Annotated in this window: 25 protein-coding genes and 1 pseudogene; 15 read left to right on the top strand and 11 right to left on the bottom strand. The window is 38.3% G+C overall.

Going from position 1 to position 20,687, the window contains the following annotated elements; all coding sequences use genetic code 11:
• The first annotated feature begins 60 nt into the window (after positions 1-60).
• Positions 61-174, top strand: coding sequence for a YjcZ family sporulation protein (locus ACTWQM_RS04850; RefSeq protein ID WP_443257025.1), 114 nt, complete (start codon positions 61-63; stop codon positions 172-174).
• Positions 175-392: 218 nt separating this feature from the next.
• Here the strand turns inward: ACTWQM_RS04850 and ACTWQM_RS04845 are convergent, their stop codons facing one another.
• The gene (locus ACTWQM_RS04845) at positions 393-1,475 is read right to left on the bottom strand and encodes a DUF3231 family protein (protein ID WP_443257024.1); all 1,083 of its coding nucleotides are present in this window, start codon (positions 1,473-1,475) and stop codon (positions 393-395) included.
• A 512-nt stretch (positions 1,476-1,987) separates the two neighbouring features.
• On the opposite strand from ACTWQM_RS04845, the gene ACTWQM_RS04840 reads away from it, so the two are divergent.
• Positions 1,988-2,467, top strand: coding sequence for a PaaI family thioesterase (locus ACTWQM_RS04840; protein WP_443257023.1), 480 nt, complete (start codon positions 1,988-1,990; stop codon positions 2,465-2,467).
• Positions 2,468-2,778: 311 nt separating this feature from the next.
• Here the strand turns inward: ACTWQM_RS04840 and ACTWQM_RS04835 are convergent, their stop codons facing one another.
• From ACTWQM_RS04835 to ACTWQM_RS04825, 3 genes are all read right to left on the bottom strand, one after another.
• Complete coding sequence (locus ACTWQM_RS04835; protein ID WP_443257022.1) at positions 2,779-3,717, bottom strand: aldo/keto reductase; 939 nt, start codon at positions 3,715-3,717, stop codon at positions 2,779-2,781.
• A 44-nt stretch (positions 3,718-3,761) separates the two neighbouring features.
• Positions 3,762-4,211: a hypothetical protein gene (locus tag ACTWQM_RS04830; protein WP_443257021.1), complete on the bottom strand. Its 450-nt coding sequence runs from the start codon at positions 4,209-4,211 to the stop codon at positions 3,762-3,764.
• Positions 4,212-4,296: 85 nt separating this feature from the next.
• Complete coding sequence (locus ACTWQM_RS04825; protein WP_443257020.1) at positions 4,297-4,713, bottom strand: VOC family protein; 417 nt, start codon at positions 4,711-4,713, stop codon at positions 4,297-4,299.
• 144 nt (positions 4,714-4,857) lie between these two features.
• Between ACTWQM_RS04825 and ACTWQM_RS04820 the strand changes: the two genes are divergently transcribed.
• From ACTWQM_RS04820 to arsC, 3 genes are read left to right on the top strand one after another with little or no spacing between them, the layout of a single operon-like run.
• Positions 4,858-5,202 (top strand): ArsR/SmtB family transcription factor, encoded by a 345-nt coding sequence (locus ACTWQM_RS04820; RefSeq protein WP_443257019.1) that lies wholly within the window; start codon positions 4,858-4,860, stop codon positions 5,200-5,202.
• 16 nt (positions 5,203-5,218) lie between these two features.
• Positions 5,219-6,517 (top strand): arsenic transporter, encoded by a 1,299-nt coding sequence (locus ACTWQM_RS04815; protein ID WP_443257018.1) that lies wholly within the window; start codon positions 5,219-5,221, stop codon positions 6,515-6,517.
• A gap of 19 nt (positions 6,518-6,536) precedes the next feature.
• On the top strand, positions 6,537-6,956 hold the full coding sequence (gene arsC, locus ACTWQM_RS04810; RefSeq protein WP_443257017.1) for an arsenate reductase (thioredoxin): 420 nt from the start codon (positions 6,537-6,539) through the stop codon (positions 6,954-6,956).
• A gap of 377 nt (positions 6,957-7,333) precedes the next feature.
• On the opposite strand, the gene ACTWQM_RS04805 is transcribed toward arsC, so the two are convergent.
• Positions 7,334-7,600: a hypothetical protein gene (locus ACTWQM_RS04805; RefSeq protein WP_443257016.1), complete on the bottom strand. Its 267-nt coding sequence runs from the start codon at positions 7,598-7,600 to the stop codon at positions 7,334-7,336.
• A gap of 170 nt (positions 7,601-7,770) precedes the next feature.
• Here ACTWQM_RS04805 and ACTWQM_RS04800 point away from each other — a divergent pair, with 170 nt between their 5' ends.
• The 3 genes from ACTWQM_RS04800 (at position 7,771) to ACTWQM_RS04790 (ending at position 9,078) form a co-directional block, all read left to right on the top strand.
• Entirely contained in the window at positions 7,771-8,343 is a 573-nt protein-coding gene (locus tag ACTWQM_RS04800) for a TetR family transcriptional regulator (protein ID WP_443257015.1), read from the top strand.
• Between the two features lie 73 nt (positions 8,344-8,416).
• Positions 8,417-8,773, top strand: a complete 357-nt coding sequence (locus ACTWQM_RS04795) for a DMT family transporter (RefSeq protein ID WP_443257014.1) — start codon at positions 8,417-8,419, stop codon at positions 8,771-8,773.
• Positions 8,764-9,078 carry a DMT family transporter gene (locus ACTWQM_RS04790; protein WP_443257013.1) on the top strand — a complete coding sequence of 105 codons (315 nt, stop codon included), beginning with the start codon at positions 8,764-8,766 and terminating at the stop codon, positions 9,076-9,078. Before ACTWQM_RS04795 ends, ACTWQM_RS04790 begins: the two co-directional genes overlap by 10 nt.
• Before the next feature lie 48 nt (positions 9,079-9,126).
• On the opposite strand, the gene ACTWQM_RS04785 is transcribed toward ACTWQM_RS04790, so the two are convergent.
• The 3 genes from ACTWQM_RS04785 to ACTWQM_RS04775 all read right to left on the bottom strand — a co-directional run bounded on the left by ACTWQM_RS04785 (position 9,127) and on the right by ACTWQM_RS04775 (position 11,417).
• Complete coding sequence (locus ACTWQM_RS04785) at positions 9,127-9,765, bottom strand: NAD(P)-dependent oxidoreductase (RefSeq protein WP_443257012.1); 639 nt, start codon at positions 9,763-9,765, stop codon at positions 9,127-9,129.
• Between the two features lie 69 nt (positions 9,766-9,834).
• Positions 9,835-10,248 carry an Rrf2 family transcriptional regulator gene (locus tag ACTWQM_RS04780; protein WP_443257011.1) on the bottom strand — a complete coding sequence of 138 codons (414 nt, stop codon included), beginning with the start codon at positions 10,246-10,248 and terminating at the stop codon, positions 9,835-9,837.
• Between the two features lie 107 nt (positions 10,249-10,355).
• Positions 10,356-11,417, bottom strand: a complete 1,062-nt coding sequence (locus ACTWQM_RS04775) for an NAD(P)/FAD-dependent oxidoreductase (RefSeq protein ID WP_443257010.1) — start codon at positions 11,415-11,417, stop codon at positions 10,356-10,358.
• 151 nt (positions 11,418-11,568) lie between these two features.
• On the opposite strand from ACTWQM_RS04775, the pseudogene ACTWQM_RS04770 reads away from it, so the two are divergent.
• Positions 11,569-11,913, top strand: a pseudogene (locus ACTWQM_RS04770) (acetyl-CoA hydrolase/transferase C-terminal domain-containing protein); the annotation flags it as partial.
• Positions 11,914-12,485: 572 nt separating this feature from the next.
• Here ACTWQM_RS04770 and ACTWQM_RS04765 read toward each other — a convergent pair.
• The 3 genes from ACTWQM_RS04765 to ACTWQM_RS04755 form a co-directional block, all read right to left on the bottom strand.
• Positions 12,486-12,944, bottom strand: coding sequence for a DinB family protein (locus ACTWQM_RS04765; protein ID WP_443257009.1), 459 nt, complete (start codon positions 12,942-12,944; stop codon positions 12,486-12,488).
• A 222-nt stretch (positions 12,945-13,166) separates the two neighbouring features.
• Positions 13,167-13,739, bottom strand: coding sequence for a DUF899 family protein (locus tag ACTWQM_RS04760; RefSeq protein WP_443257008.1), 573 nt, complete (start codon positions 13,737-13,739; stop codon positions 13,167-13,169).
• A 139-nt stretch (positions 13,740-13,878) separates the two neighbouring features.
• Positions 13,879-14,292 carry a DUF4395 domain-containing protein gene (locus ACTWQM_RS04755; protein WP_443257007.1) on the bottom strand — a complete coding sequence of 138 codons (414 nt, stop codon included), beginning with the start codon at positions 14,290-14,292 and terminating at the stop codon, positions 13,879-13,881.
• A 164-nt stretch (positions 14,293-14,456) separates the two neighbouring features.
• Here ACTWQM_RS04755 and ACTWQM_RS04750 point away from each other — a divergent pair, with 164 nt between their 5' ends.
• The 6 genes from ACTWQM_RS04750 (at position 14,457) to wrbA (ending at position 20,665) form a co-directional block, all read left to right on the top strand.
• The gene (locus ACTWQM_RS04750) at positions 14,457-15,470 is read left to right on the top strand and encodes a DUF3231 family protein (protein ID WP_443257006.1); all 1,014 of its coding nucleotides are present in this window, start codon (positions 14,457-14,459) and stop codon (positions 15,468-15,470) included.
• Between the two features lie 284 nt (positions 15,471-15,754).
• Positions 15,755-16,840 carry a carbohydrate kinase gene (locus tag ACTWQM_RS04745; RefSeq protein WP_443257005.1) on the top strand — a complete coding sequence of 362 codons (1,086 nt, stop codon included), beginning with the start codon at positions 15,755-15,757 and terminating at the stop codon, positions 16,838-16,840.
• Positions 16,837-17,751: a pseudouridine-5'-phosphate glycosidase gene (locus ACTWQM_RS04740; protein WP_443257004.1), complete on the top strand. Its 915-nt coding sequence runs from the start codon at positions 16,837-16,839 to the stop codon at positions 17,749-17,751. The genes ACTWQM_RS04745 and ACTWQM_RS04740 overlap by 4 nt, the downstream gene beginning before the upstream one ends.
• Before the next feature lie 103 nt (positions 17,752-17,854).
• Positions 17,855-18,859, top strand: a complete 1,005-nt coding sequence (locus ACTWQM_RS04735) for a DUF3231 family protein (protein WP_443257003.1) — start codon at positions 17,855-17,857, stop codon at positions 18,857-18,859.
• 132 nt (positions 18,860-18,991) lie between these two features.
• Positions 18,992-19,546, top strand: coding sequence for a hypothetical protein (locus ACTWQM_RS04730; protein ID WP_443257002.1), 555 nt, complete (start codon positions 18,992-18,994; stop codon positions 19,544-19,546).
• A gap of 450 nt (positions 19,547-19,996) precedes the next feature.
• A complete protein-coding gene (wrbA, locus tag ACTWQM_RS04725) occupies positions 19,997-20,665 on the top strand; it encodes an NAD(P)H:quinone oxidoreductase (RefSeq protein WP_443257001.1) in 669 nt (222 codons plus the stop codon).
• Positions 20,666-20,687 lie beyond the last annotated feature (22 nt).

The raw sequence follows: 20,687 nt of genomic DNA, 5'->3' as shown, positions 1-20,687 counted from the left end.
AAAATAAGGTAACTGTCATACTATAAATGTAATCCTAATCATAAAGGAGGTATGACTGTAATGGGTTATGGATATGGTGGTAATAATGGATTTGCGTTAATTGTTGTACTCTTTATCTTGCTAATAATCGTCGGAGCAAGTGGATTTGTTCGTGGATTTGGCGGCGGATATTAAGAGAGGCATAAGAATGCCGTTGTGATTTACCACTCATTAATAATGCGTCTTAAGCCTCTTTCTAGAAAGGGCTTTAGGCGCTTTTTAACGGTTAAGATCTGCACAAGAACAATTAAGGCAATCACCATTAAGGCTGTGTATAAGGGATTCTAAAAAGTGAAACACGTTTTTATAAGAGTCCCTTTTACGAATCCCAATCTTTCTAAATTTTACTGTAATTAACTTCTGAAATTATTCGGTGAGTTTCCGGGGGACATTTTGGAAAGCTTTTTACGATCAGCAGCTGTTGGAGGTTCCTCTAACCAGCCATTATTAATGGTAATATTTATGCCTTCATTTGAGTATTTGGCAATACCTGCTGTAAGTGTAGCAAGTTTTGCATGGATATCATGTCTCATAATTTTGGAAACAGCCAGTCCATAGTATTGTATTCCGATTCCATTAGACAATGTTGTATGATAAAGCATTAATTTATCCGAAAATGGTGGTGTGGTAGAATCAGTCACGTGTGCGTCCATGAGTTTTGGAGAAGGCAAGTTATCTTCTATAAGGAAGGAACCCAGCTGTTTAATTTGCTTATCGGCTAATTGTGCACCTTGATAGAAGTATCTTCTTAATTTATCAGAAGAAGCAACTTGGCTAAATCCAAGCATGAAGGATTTACCTAGTGAATTTGAGTTAATATTAACTTGCAGATGCTTAATTTCCTGTGCAGATAAGGGTCTGTTCTTAGCGTTTATAGCTGAAGTAAAGGATTTCCTGTCAATAAAGTCGACTTTTGAAGGGTAAGGAATATTAGGTGGCAGTATATCCATCCCTTTTGCCAGTAATAACTCAATCCCTCTTTGGTAAGTTATAGAAGAGTCCTGGATGCACATATCAAAGTATTCGACGATATCTTGTCTAGATGAACTTGATAGCGCACCACCATACGTTAATAACCCGGCTCTTGTCATTTCCGTAATATAAAAAACCATAAACATATCACTAAACAACCGTGGTGCTTCTTTTCTAATATCTTGTTCCCCAAAGCCAACTGGAATAGGAATATTCTCCTTTGTATATATCTCTTTAATCATAGTCAGGTGTTTTGTTGATATATCCAAAGCAAACTCAATAAAATCCTTAATTTCCTCATCTTCTACAACTTGCAGATGGTGCTCAAATACACATTTAAACAGAGAATCTCCAAGGTAATTTTCAAATAAGTCGCCTAATTCTGATGCTGCCAGCTTTTTATGCTGTTGATGTTCTTCCATGCGTTTCTCCATTTTATCACGAGATGATCCTTCTGATTCCATCTTTAAACCTCCTTAACATATCTGCTGAGGTTTAGTTTGTGTAATTTAAATTATTTTATTATAAAAATTCAACTTTCGCAGCGTAGAACGAACGCATATACTTGAAGGAATAAAAGGCTGAAGATACACTACTTGAGTTGACTATGGATCAACGGTACGTAGTTGATACAATACTGCGAAGTACTTTTTAAGAAGTATGAGTGCTATAATACCACTCCGGAAATACACTTCGCGCACCTAGGGCGGCTGATGAGCCTCGTGGTGAGCCCACGGAAAGCGAGTATATTCCAACTGCGTGTTTAGAGAACTACACAAAATACTACGAATCGGTTACCTTCAGTTTACTTCGGAGTTGATATCTTATGTGTACAAAAAACTTTTATCAATGTTGTCAATGAAACGTTCTGAGATTAACAAGATAGCTGTTTGAGCTTTTTCTATAATGCGAAAGTTGAGTAGAAATATTAATAAAATAATTCATGCTATACTAGTAGAAAGGGAGGGTAAAACAGATGAAGCAGGAAGTAAAAAACGCAATTCAAGATGAGTATCCGTCTGATTTTTCTCATTGCTATGGCTGTGGTAGATTAAATGAAAAGGGTTATCAATTTCGGACTGGCTGGGATGGTGCTCAAACGATCACTGTATACATACCACGACCTGAGCATATGGCAATTCCGGGATTTGTATATGGTGGGTTAATTGCATCATTAATAGATTGTCATGGGACAGGCTCAGCATCATTGGCATTACACCGCAAGAATAGGCATGAACCTGGTGATGGTGCAGAACCACCACGTTTTGTAACTGCATCACTCGAGGTGAAATTCGTTAAACCTACGCCGCAGAATGTTCCGCTGAAAGCAGTTGGTAAAGTAGAAGAGATACATCCCAAGAAGTTCAAGATACATACGGAAGTTTATGCAGGCGAACTATGCTGTGCAAAAGGTGAAGTCGTTGCCGCACTTATGCCCGATACATTTGGTAAATAATAATATCTTGGTAAACCCGTTTTTAACTACTATCGATTTTGGGGGCGATTTGGCGGCATTAACATTGGAATTATATTAAATGGGATTAAAAATATTTGAAGAGAAGTTACATTGGCGGACATCAGGTACGCTATTTTACAGAAAACGAACAATATTAAAGTGTTAACGGACACCAGAGACCTTATTTAGCAGAAATGCTCCTATTTTATTTGGTGGATGTTAAATAAGGTCCTGTGTGTCCAGCCTATCCACTAAAAAGGCCACTTTTTGTTGAAATAATGGATCTAGAGTCCGCTTACTGAAGTTCAATACTAGTTTTTATGCAGCGGATATAGTTCATCGATCGTTTGAATATCTTCTGAAGAAAGTTTCACATCTGCTGCTTTTAGATTATTTACTACTTGTTTGGAATTTCTCGCTCCTGGAATAACAGAATCAATCTGATCACGGGATAAATAAAATGCCAGTACAACATGTGAAACGTCCACATTGTGTTTCACAGCAATCTCCCGGATTTTTTCAACTTTTTCTAAATGACGGATGTATGTTTCACCCTGGAATTGAGGTCGTTTCTTTTGTGATTCAGAAAGGACCGTATCTTTTGCATACTTTCCTGCTAATAGACCTGATGCTAAAGGGAAATATGGAACAAAGGATATTTGTTGTTCCGAAAAGTATGGGAAAAGTTCACTCTCTGCAGTGCGGTCAAGCAGGTTATAGTTCCCTTGTACAACATCTAAATAACCGTCCTGATTTGCTTCCTTTAACTGATCAATAGAAAAGTTGGAAACACCAATCGAGCGGATTTTCCCGGCTTCCTTTAATCGATTTAATGCTCCGATAGCTTCATATTTAGGTGTCTTATCATCAGGAAAGTGAATATAGAATAAGTCGATAACATCTGTTTGCAGGCGTTTGAGGCTATCTTCTACCGTTTGCTTTAAAAATTCGGGTGAGTTATCGGTGATTACCTGATCGCCGTTGTACTTATGAGCTCCTTTTGTTGCTAGTACAACGTTATTTCTCCAGTTATTTTCTTTTAATGTTTTTCCGATAATTTCTTCAGAAAGTCCTTTACCGTACATAAATGCAGTATCAATAAAATTCAAGCCGTTTTCAATTGCTGAAGAAACAATTTTACCGCCATATTCCGTATTCGATTCTTTATTTTCTTCCCCAATCTTGTTTGCTCCTAATCCAACCGGATGAATAGATAAACCTGTTTTACCTAACTCGACTTTAATACCCATTATAAACCACCTTTCTGATGTTCTGTTTTATAAATGCGGCGTTTTTAGGATTCGATGTATCCAGGACCATTCTCATTAGTATCAATTTCACGATCAGTAGTGTGATCATCGGTTTCTTTCGTCTCTTTAATGCTATAAGTTCCTGCTAGGATTAATAAAATACAAGGTATTACGTGAAAAAAATTAATAACTGCAATTCCTATGCCTGTCCATAAAAACCACAATCCAGTCAGCCTAGTCTCATTTTCCAGGTTCTCTGGTGTTGATTTAACTAAAGTAACGATGAAAAAGGAAATCGTTATGATACTTTGTATGAATGCAATTATTAAACCTGTTTTCATCGCTTTATCAGAGAGCTGAAAAGGGGTGGACTGTATGTCGCCATCAATCCATCCGCCAATAAAGGATGTCCCATAGTAAATCCAGCTTACTGATCCAAGAATCCCTATAATAGAGCCAATTAAAGCCATGAGGTATATATAATTTTTGTTCAATTCAACATCCCTCCATATGTATCTACCCAATCTGTATTTCATACTAACAGTATACTAAACTTACAATTATTTTGGCAGTAACTTTTTATTGATTGGGGTAATCACAGTATTCGATAATTGTTCCATCCGTGTCTGCCGGGTTCAAGTAAATTAGTCGTCTTCCATGCTTATTAGTGCGTAGGGAATCTTCTAATACACGGATATCCTTGTTTTTAAGGTCATCCAGTGCTTTATCAAGATCACCGACATGATAAGCAATATGATGAACACCTTTCCCTTTTTGTTTTAGAAAACGGGCAATCGGAGAAGTGGTGTTATTAGTTGGTGCCAGCAATTCGGTCCGATTTCCGCCAATTTCCAGAATAGCAATTTCACTTTCCACCCCTTTTGCATCGCTTTTATACCGGTCAATTAACGATCCGCCTAATATGGTTTTGTAGAAGTATATACTATCTTCTAAATTTCGAACGGCAATTCCAATGTGATCAAGCTTATAATCCATTACTATTCTCCTCCTGAAGATGATAGTATTATTTTAGCATATATAAGGCTGTGTAAATAAATACATGTTCGGGAGAAGTCTTTTGGGTTGTTTATATAAGTAAATTATTATATAGTTATGTTCGATTGTTAAGGGGGTGCTCCTTTGCTGAAAACAGAGATTGAAATAGATAGTGCTGCATTAATATTAAAGTTATTGGGTGATAAAACAAGGCTGACCATGGTTAAAATACTTGATAATCATGACTGCTGTGTTTGTGAGTTTGTTGAAATTTTTAACGCAAGCCAGCCAGCTATTAGTCAACATCTTCGTAAACTGCGAGATGTAGGGTTGGTAAAAGAAGAAAGAAGAGGCCAATGGATTTTTTACTCGATCAATAAAAGTAATGATTATTATCCATTTGTTGAGCAGCTTCTCAATCAGCTGCCTGACCAGGATTTCAGATTAAAAGAATTAGAAGAACGAGGTACACGAATTACATGTTGTTAATTGGAGGGAAAGTGTTTTGTTATCATCGGTTATACTAGCATCACTAATCTTTTTGGTAACGCTTGTTTTAGTTATTTGGCAGCCAAAAGGGTTATCAATCGGATGGTCCGCATGTGGCGGAGCTGTTCTAGCTTTACTAGTAGGAGTAGTTGGTTTTAGTGATGTAATAGAAGTTACACAAATAGTATGGAACGCAACATTAGCATTTGTTGCTGTTATTCTTATTTCATTAATATTAGACGAAATTGGTTTCTTTGAATGGGCCGCTCTTCACATGGCAAGAGCTGCAAATGGCAACGGGGTCAAGATGTTCGTATATGTGAGTTTGTTAGGTGCAATTGTTGCTGCACTTTTCGCTAATGATGGTGCAGCTTTAATACTGACACCAATTGTTTTAGCAATGGTCCGCAATTTAAATTTTCAGGAAAAGATGATATTTCCGTTTATTATGGCAAGTGGATTTATTGCAGATACAACATCATTACCGTTTATAGTAAGTAACTTAGTTAACATTGTGTCAGCAGATTTCTTTGATATTGGATTTGTGGAATATGCTTCCAGAATGATAATCCCGAACTTATTTTCACTAACTGCAACCATAGTAGTATTATTAATTTATTTCAGAAAGAATATCCCGGATAAATACGACCTGTCCCAGCTAAGAGAACCAGTTGAAGCGATAAAGGATCAAAAGATGTTTCGTTTGTCATGGTATGTTCTTGGTGTATTACTGATTGGTTATTTTATCAGTGAGTTTATTAATGTGCCTGTTTCGATCGTTGCTGGTGTAATCGCAATTTTCTTTATCCTAATGGCTAGAAGAAGTAAAGCTGTTAATACAACATCAGTAATTAAAGGCGCACCATGGGATATCGTTTTTTTCTCAATTGGTATGTACGTTGTTGTATACGGATTGAGAAATGCAGGGCTTACTGATTTATTAGCTCAGGCCCTTCAGGCAAGCGCTGAACAAGGATTATTTGTAGCTACCATTTCAATGGGCTTTATTGCTGCTATCCTGTCGTCAATTATGAACAATATGCCAACGGTGATGATTGATGCGCTGGCAATTGCCGAAACGAGTACTTCCGGTGTGATGCGTGAAGCACTTATTTACGCGAACGTCATTGGTTCTGACCTAGGGCCGAAGATTACACCGATTGGTTCTCTGGCAACGTTGTTATGGCTGCATGTTTTGTCCCAAAAGGGAGTCAAAATCTCATGGGGAACATACTTTAAAACGGGAATTATATTAACTATTCCAATTCTGCTGGTAACCTTAGTAGGACTATATCTAACGTTATTGATATTTTAAATTAGGAGAGTGAGCAGTTATGTCTAAAAAAACGATTTACTTCCTATGCACTGGGAATTCCTGTCGAAGCCAAATGGCAGAAGGCTGGGCCAAAAAATACTTAAGTGAAGAATGGGAAGTGAAGAGTGCAGGAATTGAAGCACATGGATTAAATCCAAAAGCAGTTAAAGCAATGAATGAGGTGGATATCGATATTTCTGAGCAGAAGTCAGAAATTATTGATACGGAAGTTTTAAATAATGCTGCAATGGCAATAACGCTTTGTGGAGATGCTGCAGATAAATGCCCAATGACTCCACCCCATGTGAAGCGAGAACATTGGGGATTTGATGACCCGGCAAAAGCGGAAGGAACAGAAGCGGAACAGTGGCAAGTTTTTCAGTGTGTCCGCGACCAAATTGGCGAGCGAATCAAACGTTTTGCCGATATAGGTGAATAATAACAATCCTGCTTAAAGGGGTACAATCGAACGTCGATTAGTACCTCTTCTTTTTGGCCAAACTCCTAAGACGGAATGAGATCCGACATAGGCCAGCACAGTGAATCCTCATTCCGCTAAATGGGCCAAAATCTGCTCTAACAGGGGTGAAGCGGATCCTCATTCCGCTAATAGCACAAAATCAAGTGGAAACGAGGTATAAATGGTCAAATAACGGAACGAGGATCCTATGCTATGCTCCAAACAAGTAATTTACAGGAAATAACGGAACGAGGATCCGTCAGACAGCAAAAATTACCCTGGCCTATGTCGTAAGCATTGAAAAGCCAACTGCAACTAGTTTGTTCTTTAACCGAAAAGATCTTCTCACAACAGGATTATGTTCTGTTGATAACCTTCTGCCGGAAAGACTCACTTGTCAGCATCATTTCTACCTGTCTCCCCCAAGTATTTACCGCCTCAGTAGTGGTGTTTTCCTGGATGGCAAGTTCACTTACGGTGATACCACCGATAATGTGGTAATAGATCCACTTCCATTGATTTAGCGTAAGACTTGCTCTAAGCTGGTACCATAACCCTGGATCATGTAAGATGACAGGCAGCGATACGTATGTGTAGGATGTTTTTTCGAATAGTAGTTTCATAGTATTTTCCTCCTAGTAATTGTTTTCACAATTACTATCGTTTGCGGGAGGACCGAGGTGGCATCGAAATTAAAAAAACTTAAAGTTGTTATGCCTGGAACGTAAATTTGACAAAAATGAAAGTAAATTGTAAAATGAATGATAGTCAGTCATCAACGGAGGGCTTATAAATGGATAATAAAAAAGAAAGTATTATACAATCAGCTATCGAGGTTTTTCGCGAGAAAGGTGTAGAGAATACCAAGGTCTCAGATATCGTTAAAGGCGCCGGTATTGCTCAAGGTACCTTTTATTTATATTTCTCATCTAAACTATCTGTAATGCTATCAATTGCGGAAGTTTTGACAGAAAAAATACTCACAAAAATAAATGACAATGTTCAGGATGACTCACCTTTTACGGAAAAATTGGAGGTAGCAATTGATATCGTTTTCGACGTAACCAATGAATACCGTGATTTGTTTGCTTTAACATATGCAGGGCTTGCGTCAACCGAGTATTTGCAGGAATGGGAAACGATATATGAACCATATTATGAGTGGCTTAGCAAACAGCTGCAAAAAGCGCAAGCGGATGGTGTCGTTCGAGAATCGTTACATCCACAGCGCACGGCAGAGATATTAATCGGATTAATTGAAGCTGCAGCAGAACAGTCTTATATGTATGGCAATGAAGATGAGAAGGTTGCTGATCTCAAGAAAAAAGAAGTATTGGAATTTGCGGGGCATGCACTCGGACTCTAATCGGATGCAATGTCCTTTTACATTATTCTGGGCAAAAATGACTGAACGTCAGTCAAAAGAGGAGGTGCTCGTGATGAATAAAGCTTGGATCTATGTATTATTAACATGCTTATTTGAGATGCTTTGGGTTCTTGGGTTTAATTTTGCTGTGAGCTGGTGGCAATGGGGATTGGTGGTTATGGTAATTATAATGGATTTTCAATTCCTAAGAAAAGCTTGTGAAGAACTACCGACTGGCACTGTTTATGCGATTTTTGCATCAACGGGTACAATCGGAACAGCGTTAATGGACGTGTACTTGTTTAATGGCAGCTTAAATTTGGGGAAAATGTTTTTCATCATGCTCCTGATTGCAGGTGTAGTAGGATTGAAACTTGCAGATACGGCAGATGAAAAACGTACTAAAGGAGGTTCTCATTTATGGGAGTAATCTTAGTATTGTTAGCTTCTGCTTTTGAAATTTGTGGTGTCATTGGTTTGAAGTTGTTCAGTCAAAAGAGCACATTTCGAAATGGGATTTTGTATATTGGCGGTTTCAGCACATCACTGGGAATGCTTTTAGTTTCCTTCTCGTTTTTACAAGTTAGTGTTGCATATGCCATGTGGGTAGGCGCTGGTACTGCTGGTGCAGTGTTGGTAAACATGATTTTTTTCGGCGAATCCAAGAGCCTGTCTCGTGTTTTAAGTCTTGTTGCGATTATTATCGGTGTGGTCGGATTGAAGGCATTATCATAAAAACCTGTTGCGGAATACTCATGTCCACAACAGGTAGTTTAATATGGATTATTCTGCTTCACCTACAACGGTAAAACGTTCATTAACATGCTTTGGACCTTCTATTTCATCGACAACCGCGGTTGCGTAATCTGCATAGCTGATATAGCTGTCGCCTTTTGAATTTACAAGTAAATGATCTTTACCGGACTGATAGGAACCAGTTCTATTTCCTTCAGGGTCAAAGAATGCAGAAGGGCTGATAAAAGTCCAAGTGATATCAGGTGTCTCCTGTAATTCCTGTAAGTTTCGGGCTTGCCCGTTCGCTGTCCCTTTTAATGCATCAGGAAAATCGGGTGTATCGACTACTTGAGTAGTTTTATTTTCGTCGACAAAAAGGCTTCCTGCTCCCCCAACAATAATTGCTGTCGTATTAATACCTTTAAGCGATTCGATTAGTGCATGTCCTGCGTCAACATGAGGCTGTTCTTCACCAAGTGGTGCGCCGAATGCATTTACTACGACATCAAATTGCTTTATATCATCTGCAGTTAGATCGTATATGTTTTTTTCAATAACTGGTACGTTTTTGTCTGCAATTTTTGCTGCATCGCGTACAATCGCTGTAACTTCGTGTCCTCTATTGGCAGCTTCATTTAAAATAAAATTGCCCGCTTTTCCACTTGCTCCAATAATTCCTACTTTCATAAAAGGTCATCCTCCTAAAAGTATAATTGTAACAACGACGGTTACATTATGGTGATGAAAAAATCCCTTTTAATCAAAGAGATCGTGAATTACAGCCATTAATGTTTCGTTAGCTAATTCATTTTCCATTGCTTGTTGTGCAGCATTGAATTTTTTCTCCAATGTGAACTGAATATTGCTTCCAACTGGGCATTTAGGGTTGGGGTTTTCATGCATTGCGAAAGTTCCTTCGTCTTTTCCTTGAACCGCCTTATATATATCCAGCAAGGAAATTTCGGTTGGATCTTTTGTTATACCAACACCAGGGATTCCTGCTTGAGACGTTAACATTCCGGCTTTCTTCAGCATACTGCTTATTCGTCGTATGACTACCGGGTTTGTATTTACACTGCTGGCAATATATTCAGATGTAAGTTGTTCCCTTGGTTGAACAGACGTTAGAGCAAGGATATGAATTGCAATAGCAAATCGGCTATTTTTCATATAATCACCACCATTTGTAACCATTATAGTTACATTTAGTTTCAGAATCAAGTTCCATGCCTTAAAAAAATCGGGCAACCCTTTAAGGGACTGCCCGATCGTTCATTTTAGTGTCGTTTATTTAGCCACAGGATACCGGATTTTGCAACACGTGGTAAATAACCGGTTAATGACTGTGACATCATTTCTCCAAAGCCTTCGGAACTTCCGAGTGAACCGAGCGTTCCTTTGAGTTTAAGTTTCTTTGGCTTACTTGGTTTATTTCCTTTGAATACATCCATTAAAACTTCCACGACCTGCTCACCTTGCTGGCGTGCAAGCTGGGCACTTGGGGAGTGTTCGGAGGAAGCACAATCACCTACTACATATGTGTTTGGCTGTTCAGGTACCTGGTAAAAGTCATTAATAACAATCTTCTCCTGCTCATCCTTTTTAAAAGGCAATTCACGTACCAGATAATTCGGCCGTACACCGGCAGTCCAGATGGTGACGTCATTAACAAAACAAACGCCATTATTGCACACCCCATCTTTTTCCACGTACTCAACGTTAGCGCCATGTACTATTTCAACGTCATTTTTCAAAAACCAGTCTTCCACATAGTTTTGAATTTTTGTATCAAACGCTTTTAATACTGTGTTACCACGATCGAGCAGTCGAACATTCAGGTCTGGTCTGCTTTCACGTATTTCAGCTGCTGCTTCTATACCACTCAATCCTGCACCAACGATTGTAGCTTTACCATAGGCTTTCAAATTACCAATAGCCATTCCAGTATGACGGGAGCGGCCAAATGTCTGGATGCTTTCTGTAAACTCTGGTGCACCTTCAATTCCATGATAGTTGTCTTCACAGCCAAGCCCAATCACAAGATAGTCATATGCTACCGGTTCACTTCTTTTTTCAAAAAGAATTTGCTGGTTTTCGGTATCTATTTTACTGACTTCAGCATAGACATAATCCACTTTTTCATGCTCAGGGAAATCAATACGGACATCCTTATCAGCGGAAGTCCCAGCTGCTATTGTATAAAATTCTGTTTTAACTGAGTGGTAAGGGTTACGATCGATAACGGTAATCCGCACATCCTCAGGCAGGTTCTGATCAATTAAACCCAATACAATATTAATTCCACCATAGCCGCCACCTAAAATGACTAAATTTTTCATAGTAAAAACCCCTTATGTACGTATAAATAGTTCTATTAATAAGATTACCAAAAGTTGCCCATGAAAACTAGGAAAAGCATGGAATTGTTGTTTTTCGTTTGATAATGATACATTATGTAAAGAAAATCAACGGTAAGAAAGGTGCTTACACAATGCACGTTTGGCTATTTTTGTAACAAAATCTATTGCTAAAAATGGCGACATCTCAAGTATTGTTCCGTTCGCCTCCCATATCGACCACACGGATCATGATGTCGGTGTTGTTGTAACTGAGCAGGGCTATGCAGATTTACGTGGGCTCGTCCCACGCGAACGTGTGCCGTTGATTATCGAAAACTGTGCACATCCAATGTATCGCGAGCAATTGTGGGGATATTATCAGGAAGCACTTGAACGTGGTGGACAAACACCGCATGTACTGGAAAAAGCATTATCATGGCATACAAATTTTAAAGAAGATGGTACAATGCGAAAGCTTTCTGCTGAAACAGTATGAAAAGTGGCTGGAACAAAAGTGTTATAGTAAAAGTGAAATCCGAACTATGATTCAAAATTCTTGAAATAGAATTCGAATTAGTTCGGATTTATTTTGCTTATTAGATATAAACTACGTGGTCTTTTTAAAAGTTTGAGTACTACTATGCCGCTCCGGAAATACACTTCGCGCACCTAGGGTGGCTGATGAGCCTCCTTGCTCCTACGTCGCTGCGTAGTCTCATCTCCCACAGGAGTCTACGTGTATTTCCTCCGCTGTATTTTGCTCACTATACCACTAAACTAGTAGTTGTAATATGTGAGACTCCTGTGGGACAGCAATCCTAAGATATCCCACGGAAAGCGAGTATATTCCAACTGTGTGGTTACAGAACTACACTAAATACGACGAACAGTTACCTTCAGTCTACTTCGCAGCAGTTTTATATAAACTACGTAATCGATCCAACATTGAAAACGTTCTAAACATCCTATACCTTGTTATTGCTCGTCTTTAAAGTAGAGATTTTTTAGCTATTTCCCAGCTTCTTTTAATACTTTCATACCCTCATAAGTACGGCCATGTTAAAGAAGCTATTTAGTTTCGATAACTCTTTCCATCGCATGAATTTGTCCTAGATGATTGGCCTCGTGATATGTTGTCATAACTGCCAATTCACCATATGTTTCATTACCCATCATTGGTTTTGGCAGTGTTTCATTGAACTTTTCCGGTGGTATTTCTTTAATACGATTGAGCTGGTCCGTTAATTGACTTATTAGCTCCTCAACTGATGGAACATCATCTGACCAATCGGCAGGATTTGTCCCATAAGCAAATAGTTCTTTGTAATGGGAAGGTAGATGCTGGGATTTGCTTGGGAAACCAAATAAAATCTGCTCCGTTACTGTTAGTACATGACCGATATGCCAATGAATCGTGTTATTGAAACCAGCAGGCTGAATATCGGCAAGGTCCTTATCCAAACCGTCTATTTTCTTTATAAAGGCTTTTCGCGTTTTATCAAACTGTGTATACATTAATTCATTCATATACGTATCCTCCTCTAATGTAGTTAACCTAATTATACCAATTTGATATCCAATTCTAAAATCCGAAACATTGCGAAGATGAATCCGTAATTTGGAGGCTGAGTTTTCATACTTAATTTAGAAAAGTTTAATATGGACTGGCTATCAAAAGCGGGTGTAGGTGAAATGGGCTCGGCTTAATGACAAGATAAATCCCTGCCAAACTCAGCAGGGGTACTTCGATTAATATTTCTTTTTAGGGTGCCAGTCTGCTTCTTCTTCTGGTAAAAGATCCAGGAAGGACCACATACCACAGAAGTCATCACCCGGACCGAAATTGGCCTTGGAATAATGATATATCGTGCCATCATCTTTAATTTTTAAAATTGAGACCCCAGGCTGTGGTGAACCTGGTTTTGGCTCAAAGTCCAATGATTGCTTAAACTCGGATCCTGCTGTTGAAATTAAGTGGAATTTCCAGTTTCTGCTTTTAGCAAATTCAGCCATCACAGAAGGCTCATCAGGTGATGCTAACACTACTGGTGCTATGCTTTCCATATGGTGGAGTATTCCATTGATTTCATCAGCCCACAATGTGCAATAACTACAGCCTTTACCCATATTTTGAATGACGAATAATGTTTTATGATCACCGAATAATTTGTTTAGCTGAACTTTTCTGCCGTCTGCTTCGCGCAGTTCATAATTAGTAATATATTTTTGCTCATCTTTCTTTCGCAACTCTGCTAAAGCCCTTTTCTTTCTAAAAATCTCCTGTTCCAATTCTTTGATTTGCTGTTTAATTACTGTGGTCATACCGTTCATCCTTTCTATTAACAAACCTCATTTTGAAATCACGTAATAAAAATGTCCCTACTTAAATAAAGTTCGATGTGAGTTGTTAATTTCCTTTCAAAAAATAAAAAAACCACCAATTTATGGTGGGTAGTACAATTTATGAATGAGCGTTTGAACGTTTGTGCCTCCACATCATGTAGCGGTAACGAATCGTGCAGCCGATACAATACCCCATTAATGCAACTCCTGAAGCAACTAGAACCATCAGACTAAATACGAATCCAAGTACAGTTAGATTGACGTAAAAGAATATGATGGAGAGACCTAAGCAAACTGTTGCAATCCATTGGTTGAAAAGCTGCTGATCTTTATCTTCTTGTCTATATTTTTCAAAAGGCTTGCGTAAAAACCGCTTACTAAATGAAATAATTGGATTTTGCTTTGTAAGCAACGTGTAAACACCAATAGCAAATGGTATGAATAAAATCGCTAGGTGAAAAATAAGCCCTGATAAAACAGAAATTACAATAAATGACTGATTGACTTGAACAAGTGGTTTTGGAATAAACATGTTCATCCCCTTCCATGTTAATGCTTATTATACACAGTAGTTTACTCAGAATAAAGTTATTTGTGTTTAATTTGGTTTGTTGTCCATTGAAAAGCTTTCTGGGTAATAAATATTAGTAATTGGGTAAGATAAATATAAATATGGGATCGGTTTGAAAGGTAGGGATGAAATTGACCGAAGAACATGCGCCATTAGCATCCTCTGAGCTCGCAACTCTTTGGGTTGTTTACCAAAAGAAAACGATGTTAGTAAGAGTTATGGACCATTTTTTAATAACAAATAAAGATTCAGAAGCACTAGAGATATTAAGGAATTTTCACGAAAGAGAACAGGGCTTTGTAAATGAAATCAGGGATATTTTTAAGCGGGAAGGGGTCGCAGTTCCAGTTGCCTTTACAGAGAACGATGTGAACTATAATGCCCCGCAGTTGTATGATGATATCTTTGATATTATGTATTTGCGAATGATGATGAAAATCGCTACTGGTCTCCATGCTTTGCATATGACGATGGCCTATCGAAAAGATATTATTGACTTATACAAAAGGTGTTCTGCATTCTCAGAAGATTATTATGAAAAAACGACAACGTATTTATTGGAGAAAGGTGTTCTTCCTAGATCTCCGGCTGTTACATTACCAAATCATGTAGCTTTTGCAAATGATAAGGAATACCGTGCAGGATTTAAGTTTGCCGGTAACAGGAGGGTATTAAACACTGTTGAAGTTTCCTATATTTATCAAGGTATTGAATCTAATGTTGTAGGGATGAAATTAATGACAGGCTTCGCTCAAGTGGCTCAAGAAAAAGATGTTATAAAGTACTTTTTCCGAGGAAAAGAGTTGGCGAAAAAAATTATATCAAGATTTGGTGAAATATTAATGGATAGCGATATCAATATTCCATCGACATCGTCTGGGAGGGTTACAAACTCAACTACATCTCCTTTCTCAGATAAACTTATGATGTATAATACATCATTATTAAGCACTTTCGGTTTAGGAAGTAATGCGTTAGGAACCTCCTTTAGCCTAAGAAATGACTTACCGTTTAAGATGGCGATGTCCGCTAAAGATATAATTAACTTTGCAAGCGATGGAGGTAATCTTATGATAACACATGGCTGGACAGAGGAGCCTCCTCAAATGGAGGATAGAGGGAAGTTATCAAATAGATAGGTAAATAAAAGTATCAAGGGTTCACTTTAAATGTGCAAACATTAATAAATACACACGGGATTTCGATTGTGAAATCCCGTGTGTGTTTTTATTGGCAGATAAGAAAGTATTAATCCTTTCTTACTGCATAAGTTTAACTAAGGCTTGGCGATAAGCCAAGTTTTCTAATGATGTCCTCTATTTGATCTAATGATGTCCTCTATTTGACTAACGGTAAATCCAGGTGTACACTATAAACAAATGTTTAAATGACAAACAAGTGTTTAAGGAGGTGAATTCATCACATGAATGAAAATGAACAGAAGATTATTGATTTAATTAAGAAAAATGCGTACATATCTCAGCAGGAACTGGCAGACTCCCTTGGACTTTCACGCCCATCTGTGGCTAATCTCATTTCAGGTTTAGTTAAAACAGGATATATCCGGGGTAAAGCATATGTACTGAATGACTTAAAACAGGTTGTCTGTATTGGCGGTGCAAACTTGGACCGAAAAGTTTATGTCAAAGACAAAATGCAATTGGGGACATCCAATCCAATCCGGACAACAAAAAATGCAGGTGGAGTTGCGCGTAATATCGCTGAAAACCTGGGAAGGTTAGGTTTGGATACTACATTACTTACTGTCAGTGGATCGGATTCGGAGTGGGACTACATTGGAGAGCAATCACTTCCATATATGAACCTGGAAGATGTAACTCATTTTTCAAATGCAACAACTGGGTCGTACACTGCTGTTCTTGATGAGGGTGGTGACCTTGTTGTGGGTCTTGCTGATATGGAAGCATTCGATTTAATGATTCCTGAGTGGATACAGCAGCATGTTTCACTATTGCAGCAGGCAAAATGCATTCTTGCTGATCTAAACTGTCCCAAAGAAACACTTCAATTTTTATGCAATTTTACCAAAAGCCAGGATATAGCACTTATATTAGTTGCAGTTTCAGCCCCGAAAATGAAGCATATTCCAGATAAGCTTGATGGGCTGAGCTGGATGATCACAAATCTTGATGAGTCAGAGGCATATTTCCATTGTGACCTTACACCGACAGAAGCTGTTGGAAAATGGCTGGATTTAGGTATAGAAAATGTAGTAATTACAAAAGGAAAAGAAGGTGCTGTAGTTGGAAATAAAACCGAGGGTATTTCCCATGTAGCAGCAATTGAAACAAGCGAGATTATCGATGTGACTGGGGCAGGTGATGCCTTCTCGTCAGCTGTCACGTATGCATGGCTGGAAGGGAAAAGCCTAATTGATACGACAAAGGCTGGAATTGTCAATGCAACGAAAACATTACAGACAGCATATACGGTTCGCCGTGATTTAACGGAGATACAACTACAAGATGACATGGAGGAGCTATTATGAAAAATTATATTGTATTATCGGAAGAGGTCCGCACAGCAAAAGAACAGGGAAAACCCGTCGTAGCACTGGAGTCGACAATTATTTCACATGGAATGCCATATCCGCAAAATGTCCAGACGGCTCGTGAAGTGGAACAAATTATTCGTGATCATGGAGCAGCGCCTGCGACTATCGCAATCATGGATGGGAAAATCAAAATAGGCTTAAGTGATGAAGAACTGGAGAACTTCGGTAGTAGTAAAGATATTGCAAAGACTTCCAGACGTGACTTGCCTTATTTATTAGCTACTTGCAAAAAGGGTGCAACGACAGTGGCGGCAACAATGATTTGCGCTGAAGCAGCTGATATCAAAACGTTTGTTACAGGTGGTATTGGCGGTGTTCATCGTGGAGCGGAAACGTCAATGGATATCTCAGCAGACCTTGAGGAACTCGCAAAAACGAATGTTGCTGTTATTTGCGCAGGGGCGAAGTCAATCCTGGATCTTGGGTTAACAATGGAATATCTTGAAACAAAAGGGGTTCCTGTGATGGGATATCAAACAGATGTACTTCCGGCATTTTATACACGGACAAGCCCATTCCCGGTTAATTTTCGGACAGATGATGCGGATACAGTTGCTGCCACATTAAAAGCGAAGTGGGATATGAATCTGACAGGAGGGGCTGTAATTGCTAATCCGATCCCAGAAGAATATGCGATAGCTGAAAAAGATATCACCGCGGTGATAGAAACAGCATTAAAGGAAGCCCGGGAAAATAATATATTCGGCAGGGATGTAACACCATTTTTGTTAGGCGAAGTAAAAGAATTAACTGATGGCAAAAGCCTGGATGCTAATATTGCATTGGTGAAACATAATGCACATGTTGGAGCTGAAATAGCAGTAAAATTAGCCGAAATGGAATAGCCATTAAAATATGTTTTCAAAACCTTCTGTTCACAATCGTTAAATCCAAAAAAAGCCTCATATTTAATACTGATTTAGTAAATGGTACTAATGAGGTGAAGATATGAACAAGGAAAGATTAAAACTCACATCCTCTGAAATAGGATCATTGTGGGGACAGTATATGAACGGAACGATGACTGATATGGTAAACAGATATATGATAACTATTATAGAGGATAAGGCCATAAAGGCCACTTTTCAGGATGCTATTAAAACTTTTGCTAAACAAAAGAAACAATTAGTATCTTTTATAGAGAATGAAGGCTTTCCAGTGCCAATTGGGTTTAATGAATCTGACCTTAATAAAGGTACGAAGAGATTGTTCAGTGATATTTTTTGTCTGAATTATTTACATATCATGACGATACACGGTTTAGTTGGTCACGCAACTTCATTTGGAATCGCCGTTAGAGAGGATTTACGGTATTTTTATGATTCATGTGATACAGATGGTAAAAGGATGTACCATCAAACAATTGATTTATTACTTAAAAAAGGAGCCTTTCAGAGAGATCCGTACTGTTATCCTGGAGAATCCCCGGAGTTTATTACAACTAAAGATTTTACGGATGGATTTTTTGGAAAAGGAAGGCGATTAGCTTCAACAGAAATCATAAGTATGTCACTTAATATTAAAAAAAGCATTTTAGCCAAGACACTTTGTGTTGCATTCAGTCAGGTTGCTCAATCAAAAGATGTAAGAAAGTTTATTACTGATTCCCAAAAAGTTGCCGAGGCTAACATAAAATCTTTCTCAAAAATTTTGGACGATGACAATTTATCGGTTCCAAAATCGTGGGAGACAGAGGTGACAACTTCAACTGCATCTCCTTTTTCCGATAAATTACTGATGTATCATATTGGCTTTTTGTCTCAAGTTGCACAGGGTTATTATGGTAAGGGCTTAGCCTCAGCAATGCGAACAGATATTTTAACCGCTTATGAACGTGTTATTTTAAGAAATCTGAGGGTAACCCAAAAGTGGTTTAATATTATGGTGGAAAATAAGTGGCTGGAGCAACAGCCTCTGGTTCCAAATAGACAGGAACTTGCGAAAGAAAAGTAATGAAGAAATTATTATATGGCTGATAAATCTATAGGATTTGTCAGCCATTCTTTTAGTTTACATCGTATTCAGGATATTTGTGTTAAGCTAATATAAAGATTGTGTGAGATGCCAGTTAAGGTGGTGGATTCCATGAGAAGTAAGATTTTTATTAGTGTCGTAGTAGTTGTCTTATTTGTTATTGTTGTAATTTTCACTACCAATGATGAGGATAAGGTTGCCAATTCCGAAACACAGGCCTTAATAACAAGCAGGGCAATTGATGTGGCTAGAGATTTTAAGAAGGAGCAATTTACGATTGATTATGATGAAAGTTCTGATTATTTTAGTTACGACAATCTGTCTGACAGGCGGAAGCAAGCGGAAGAAAAGTATAGTGAGTATGTTACAGAATCTCATATGACAAAAATCTTGATGACGGCATTAGACATCATTGGCCCCAATCTAGCTCAGGATTCAAAGAGTAATTTATCAGTTAAGGATATTTCATTTAAAATTGGCAATATGGAAACAGAATCAGAAGTTAGCCTTGACTATGATATTGAAATTGAATTTGAACGAATTGAACAGGGTAGTGAAAATAAAATTATATCGAATTTTGGACAGTTACGTGTCATTAAAACAGATGACGGCTGGAAAGTGAGTAAAGATATACAACGAATAGAAGGTTTGCATGAGGTGAGGTAAGAAAGAAATCTAAGGAGTCAATGTATGAGAGCTAGTAATCCAGCTCGTGACTTCATAACGGGAACCGTAAGTGACAGACTACCTTCCAGAAAAATTATAATAAAATAATTTACAGTAAAATAGCTCAGTTGGTGCTGGGTTATTTTTAGTGAACGACTTTCGGAATTCCATAGTTGACATTATTAGTAATTCGAGATAATATAGTTACATAAAGTAAGTTAGTGATTAATTATTACTTTACATACTCTTTAAGCAGTTAAGAAAGTATAAATCCTTTCTTACTGCATAAGTGCAACTAAGGCATTCGCCATTAAGGCTTGCACTCCAGAGTATAAGGGGTTCTAAGAAAGTAAATGACGCTTTCATAAGAAATCCTTTAGCGAATGCCAAGTTTTCTAATAATAAAGGAGTGTTTGAGACAGAATATATAAGTGAGAGGATTGGGAACATATGGGCTTCTTAGAAAAAATATTAGGTAAGTCAACTACAACTACAAAGGAGACAAAAAACATGACAAACGTAAATTTGGCAGTTATTTATTACAGCTCTACAGGAACAAACTATCAAATGGCTCAATGGGCGGAAGCTGCAGCGGCAGAAGCAGGTGCTGAAGTGAAAGTAGTCAAAGCACCCGAACTTGCGCCAGAAGAAGCAATCGCTTCTAACCCAGCATGGAAAGCTCATGCTGATGCAACCAAAGACGTGCCGGAAGCAACTTCAGAAGATGTTGAATGGGCAGATGCAATTATCTTTAGTGTTCCAACTCGCTTTGGAAACCTTCCTGCTCAAATGAAACAATTCATTGACTCGCAGGGTGGGCTTTGGGCTTCTGGTAAGACAGTTAACAAAGTAGTAAGTGGAATGACGTCTGCACAAAACCCTCATGGGGGACAAGAGGCAACAATGCTTAATTTATATACTTCCATGATGCATTGGGGTATGATTATCGCTACGCCAGGATACACTGACCCAGTATTATTCGGTGCTGGTGGTAACCCATACGGTACAAGCGTATCTGTCGACCAGGACGGCAATATGGTAGAAGATGTAGAAGGCGCAGTCAAGCATCAGGCAAAACGTACTGTAGATATTGCAACACGTATTAAATCAGGAAGCTAATTTCAATTTAAAAAAAGCACTC

It is taken from the genome of Virgibacillus sp. L01, assembly GCF_052246775.1.
In the GTDB taxonomy this organism is placed as follows: domain Bacteria; phylum Bacillota; class Bacilli; order Bacillales; family Amphibacillaceae; genus Lentibacillus.
Note: the sequence above shows the minus strand (reverse complement) of the source record. Positions and strands in the feature narration are given on the sequence as shown.

Coding starts and splice junctions, on each gene's coding strand:
- ACTWQM_RS04845 (WP_443257024.1), bottom strand. CDS start 1,475: ATGGAATCAGAAGGATCATCTCGTGATAAAATGGAGAAACGCATGGAA.
- ACTWQM_RS04835 (WP_443257022.1), bottom strand. CDS start 3,717: ATGGGTATTAAAGTCGAGTTAGGTAAAACAGGTTTATCTATTCATCCG.
- wrbA (WP_443257001.1), top strand. CDS start 19,997: ATGGGCTTCTTAGAAAAAATATTAGGTAAGTCAACTACAACTACAAAG.
- ACTWQM_RS04745 (WP_443257005.1), top strand. CDS start 15,755: ATGAATGAAAATGAACAGAAGATTATTGATTTAATTAAGAAAAATGCG.
- ACTWQM_RS04730 (WP_443257002.1), top strand. CDS start 18,992: ATGAGAAGTAAGATTTTTATTAGTGTCGTAGTAGTTGTCTTATTTGTT.
- ACTWQM_RS04765 (WP_443257009.1), bottom strand. CDS start 12,944: ATGAATGAATTAATGTATACACAGTTTGATAAAACGCGAAAAGCCTTT.
- ACTWQM_RS04780 (WP_443257011.1), bottom strand. CDS start 10,248: ATGAAAAATAGCCGATTTGCTATTGCAATTCATATCCTTGCTCTAACG.
- ACTWQM_RS04775 (WP_443257010.1), bottom strand. CDS start 11,417: ATGAAAAATTTAGTCATTTTAGGTGGCGGCTATGGTGGAATTAATATT.
- ACTWQM_RS04750 (WP_443257006.1), top strand. CDS start 14,457: ATGAAATTGACCGAAGAACATGCGCCATTAGCATCCTCTGAGCTCGCA.
- ACTWQM_RS04800 (WP_443257015.1), top strand. CDS start 7,771: ATGGATAATAAAAAAGAAAGTATTATACAATCAGCTATCGAGGTTTTT.
- ACTWQM_RS04755 (WP_443257007.1), bottom strand. CDS start 14,292: ATGTTTATTCCAAAACCACTTGTTCAAGTCAATCAGTCATTTATTGTA.
- ACTWQM_RS04740 (WP_443257004.1), top strand. CDS start 16,837: ATGAAAAATTATATTGTATTATCGGAAGAGGTCCGCACAGCAAAAGAA.
- ACTWQM_RS04840 (WP_443257023.1), top strand. CDS start 1,988: ATGAAGCAGGAAGTAAAAAACGCAATTCAAGATGAGTATCCGTCTGAT.
- ACTWQM_RS04795 (WP_443257014.1), top strand. CDS start 8,417: ATGAATAAAGCTTGGATCTATGTATTATTAACATGCTTATTTGAGATG.
- ACTWQM_RS04850 (WP_443257025.1), top strand. CDS start 61: ATGGGTTATGGATATGGTGGTAATAATGGATTTGCGTTAATTGTTGTA.
- ACTWQM_RS04735 (WP_443257003.1), top strand. CDS start 17,855: ATGAACAAGGAAAGATTAAAACTCACATCCTCTGAAATAGGATCATTG.
- ACTWQM_RS04825 (WP_443257020.1), bottom strand. CDS start 4,713: ATGGATTATAAGCTTGATCACATTGGAATTGCCGTTCGAAATTTAGAA.
- ACTWQM_RS04805 (WP_443257016.1), bottom strand. CDS start 7,600: ATGAAACTACTATTCGAAAAAACATCCTACACATACGTATCGCTGCCT.
- ACTWQM_RS04760 (WP_443257008.1), bottom strand. CDS start 13,739: ATGACCACAGTAATTAAACAGCAAATCAAAGAATTGGAACAGGAGATT.
- arsC (WP_443257017.1), top strand. CDS start 6,537: ATGTCTAAAAAAACGATTTACTTCCTATGCACTGGGAATTCCTGTCGA.
- ACTWQM_RS04790 (WP_443257013.1), top strand. CDS start 8,764: ATGGGAGTAATCTTAGTATTGTTAGCTTCTGCTTTTGAAATTTGTGGT.
- ACTWQM_RS04785 (WP_443257012.1), bottom strand. CDS start 9,765: ATGAAAGTAGGAATTATTGGAGCAAGTGGAAAAGCGGGCAATTTTATT.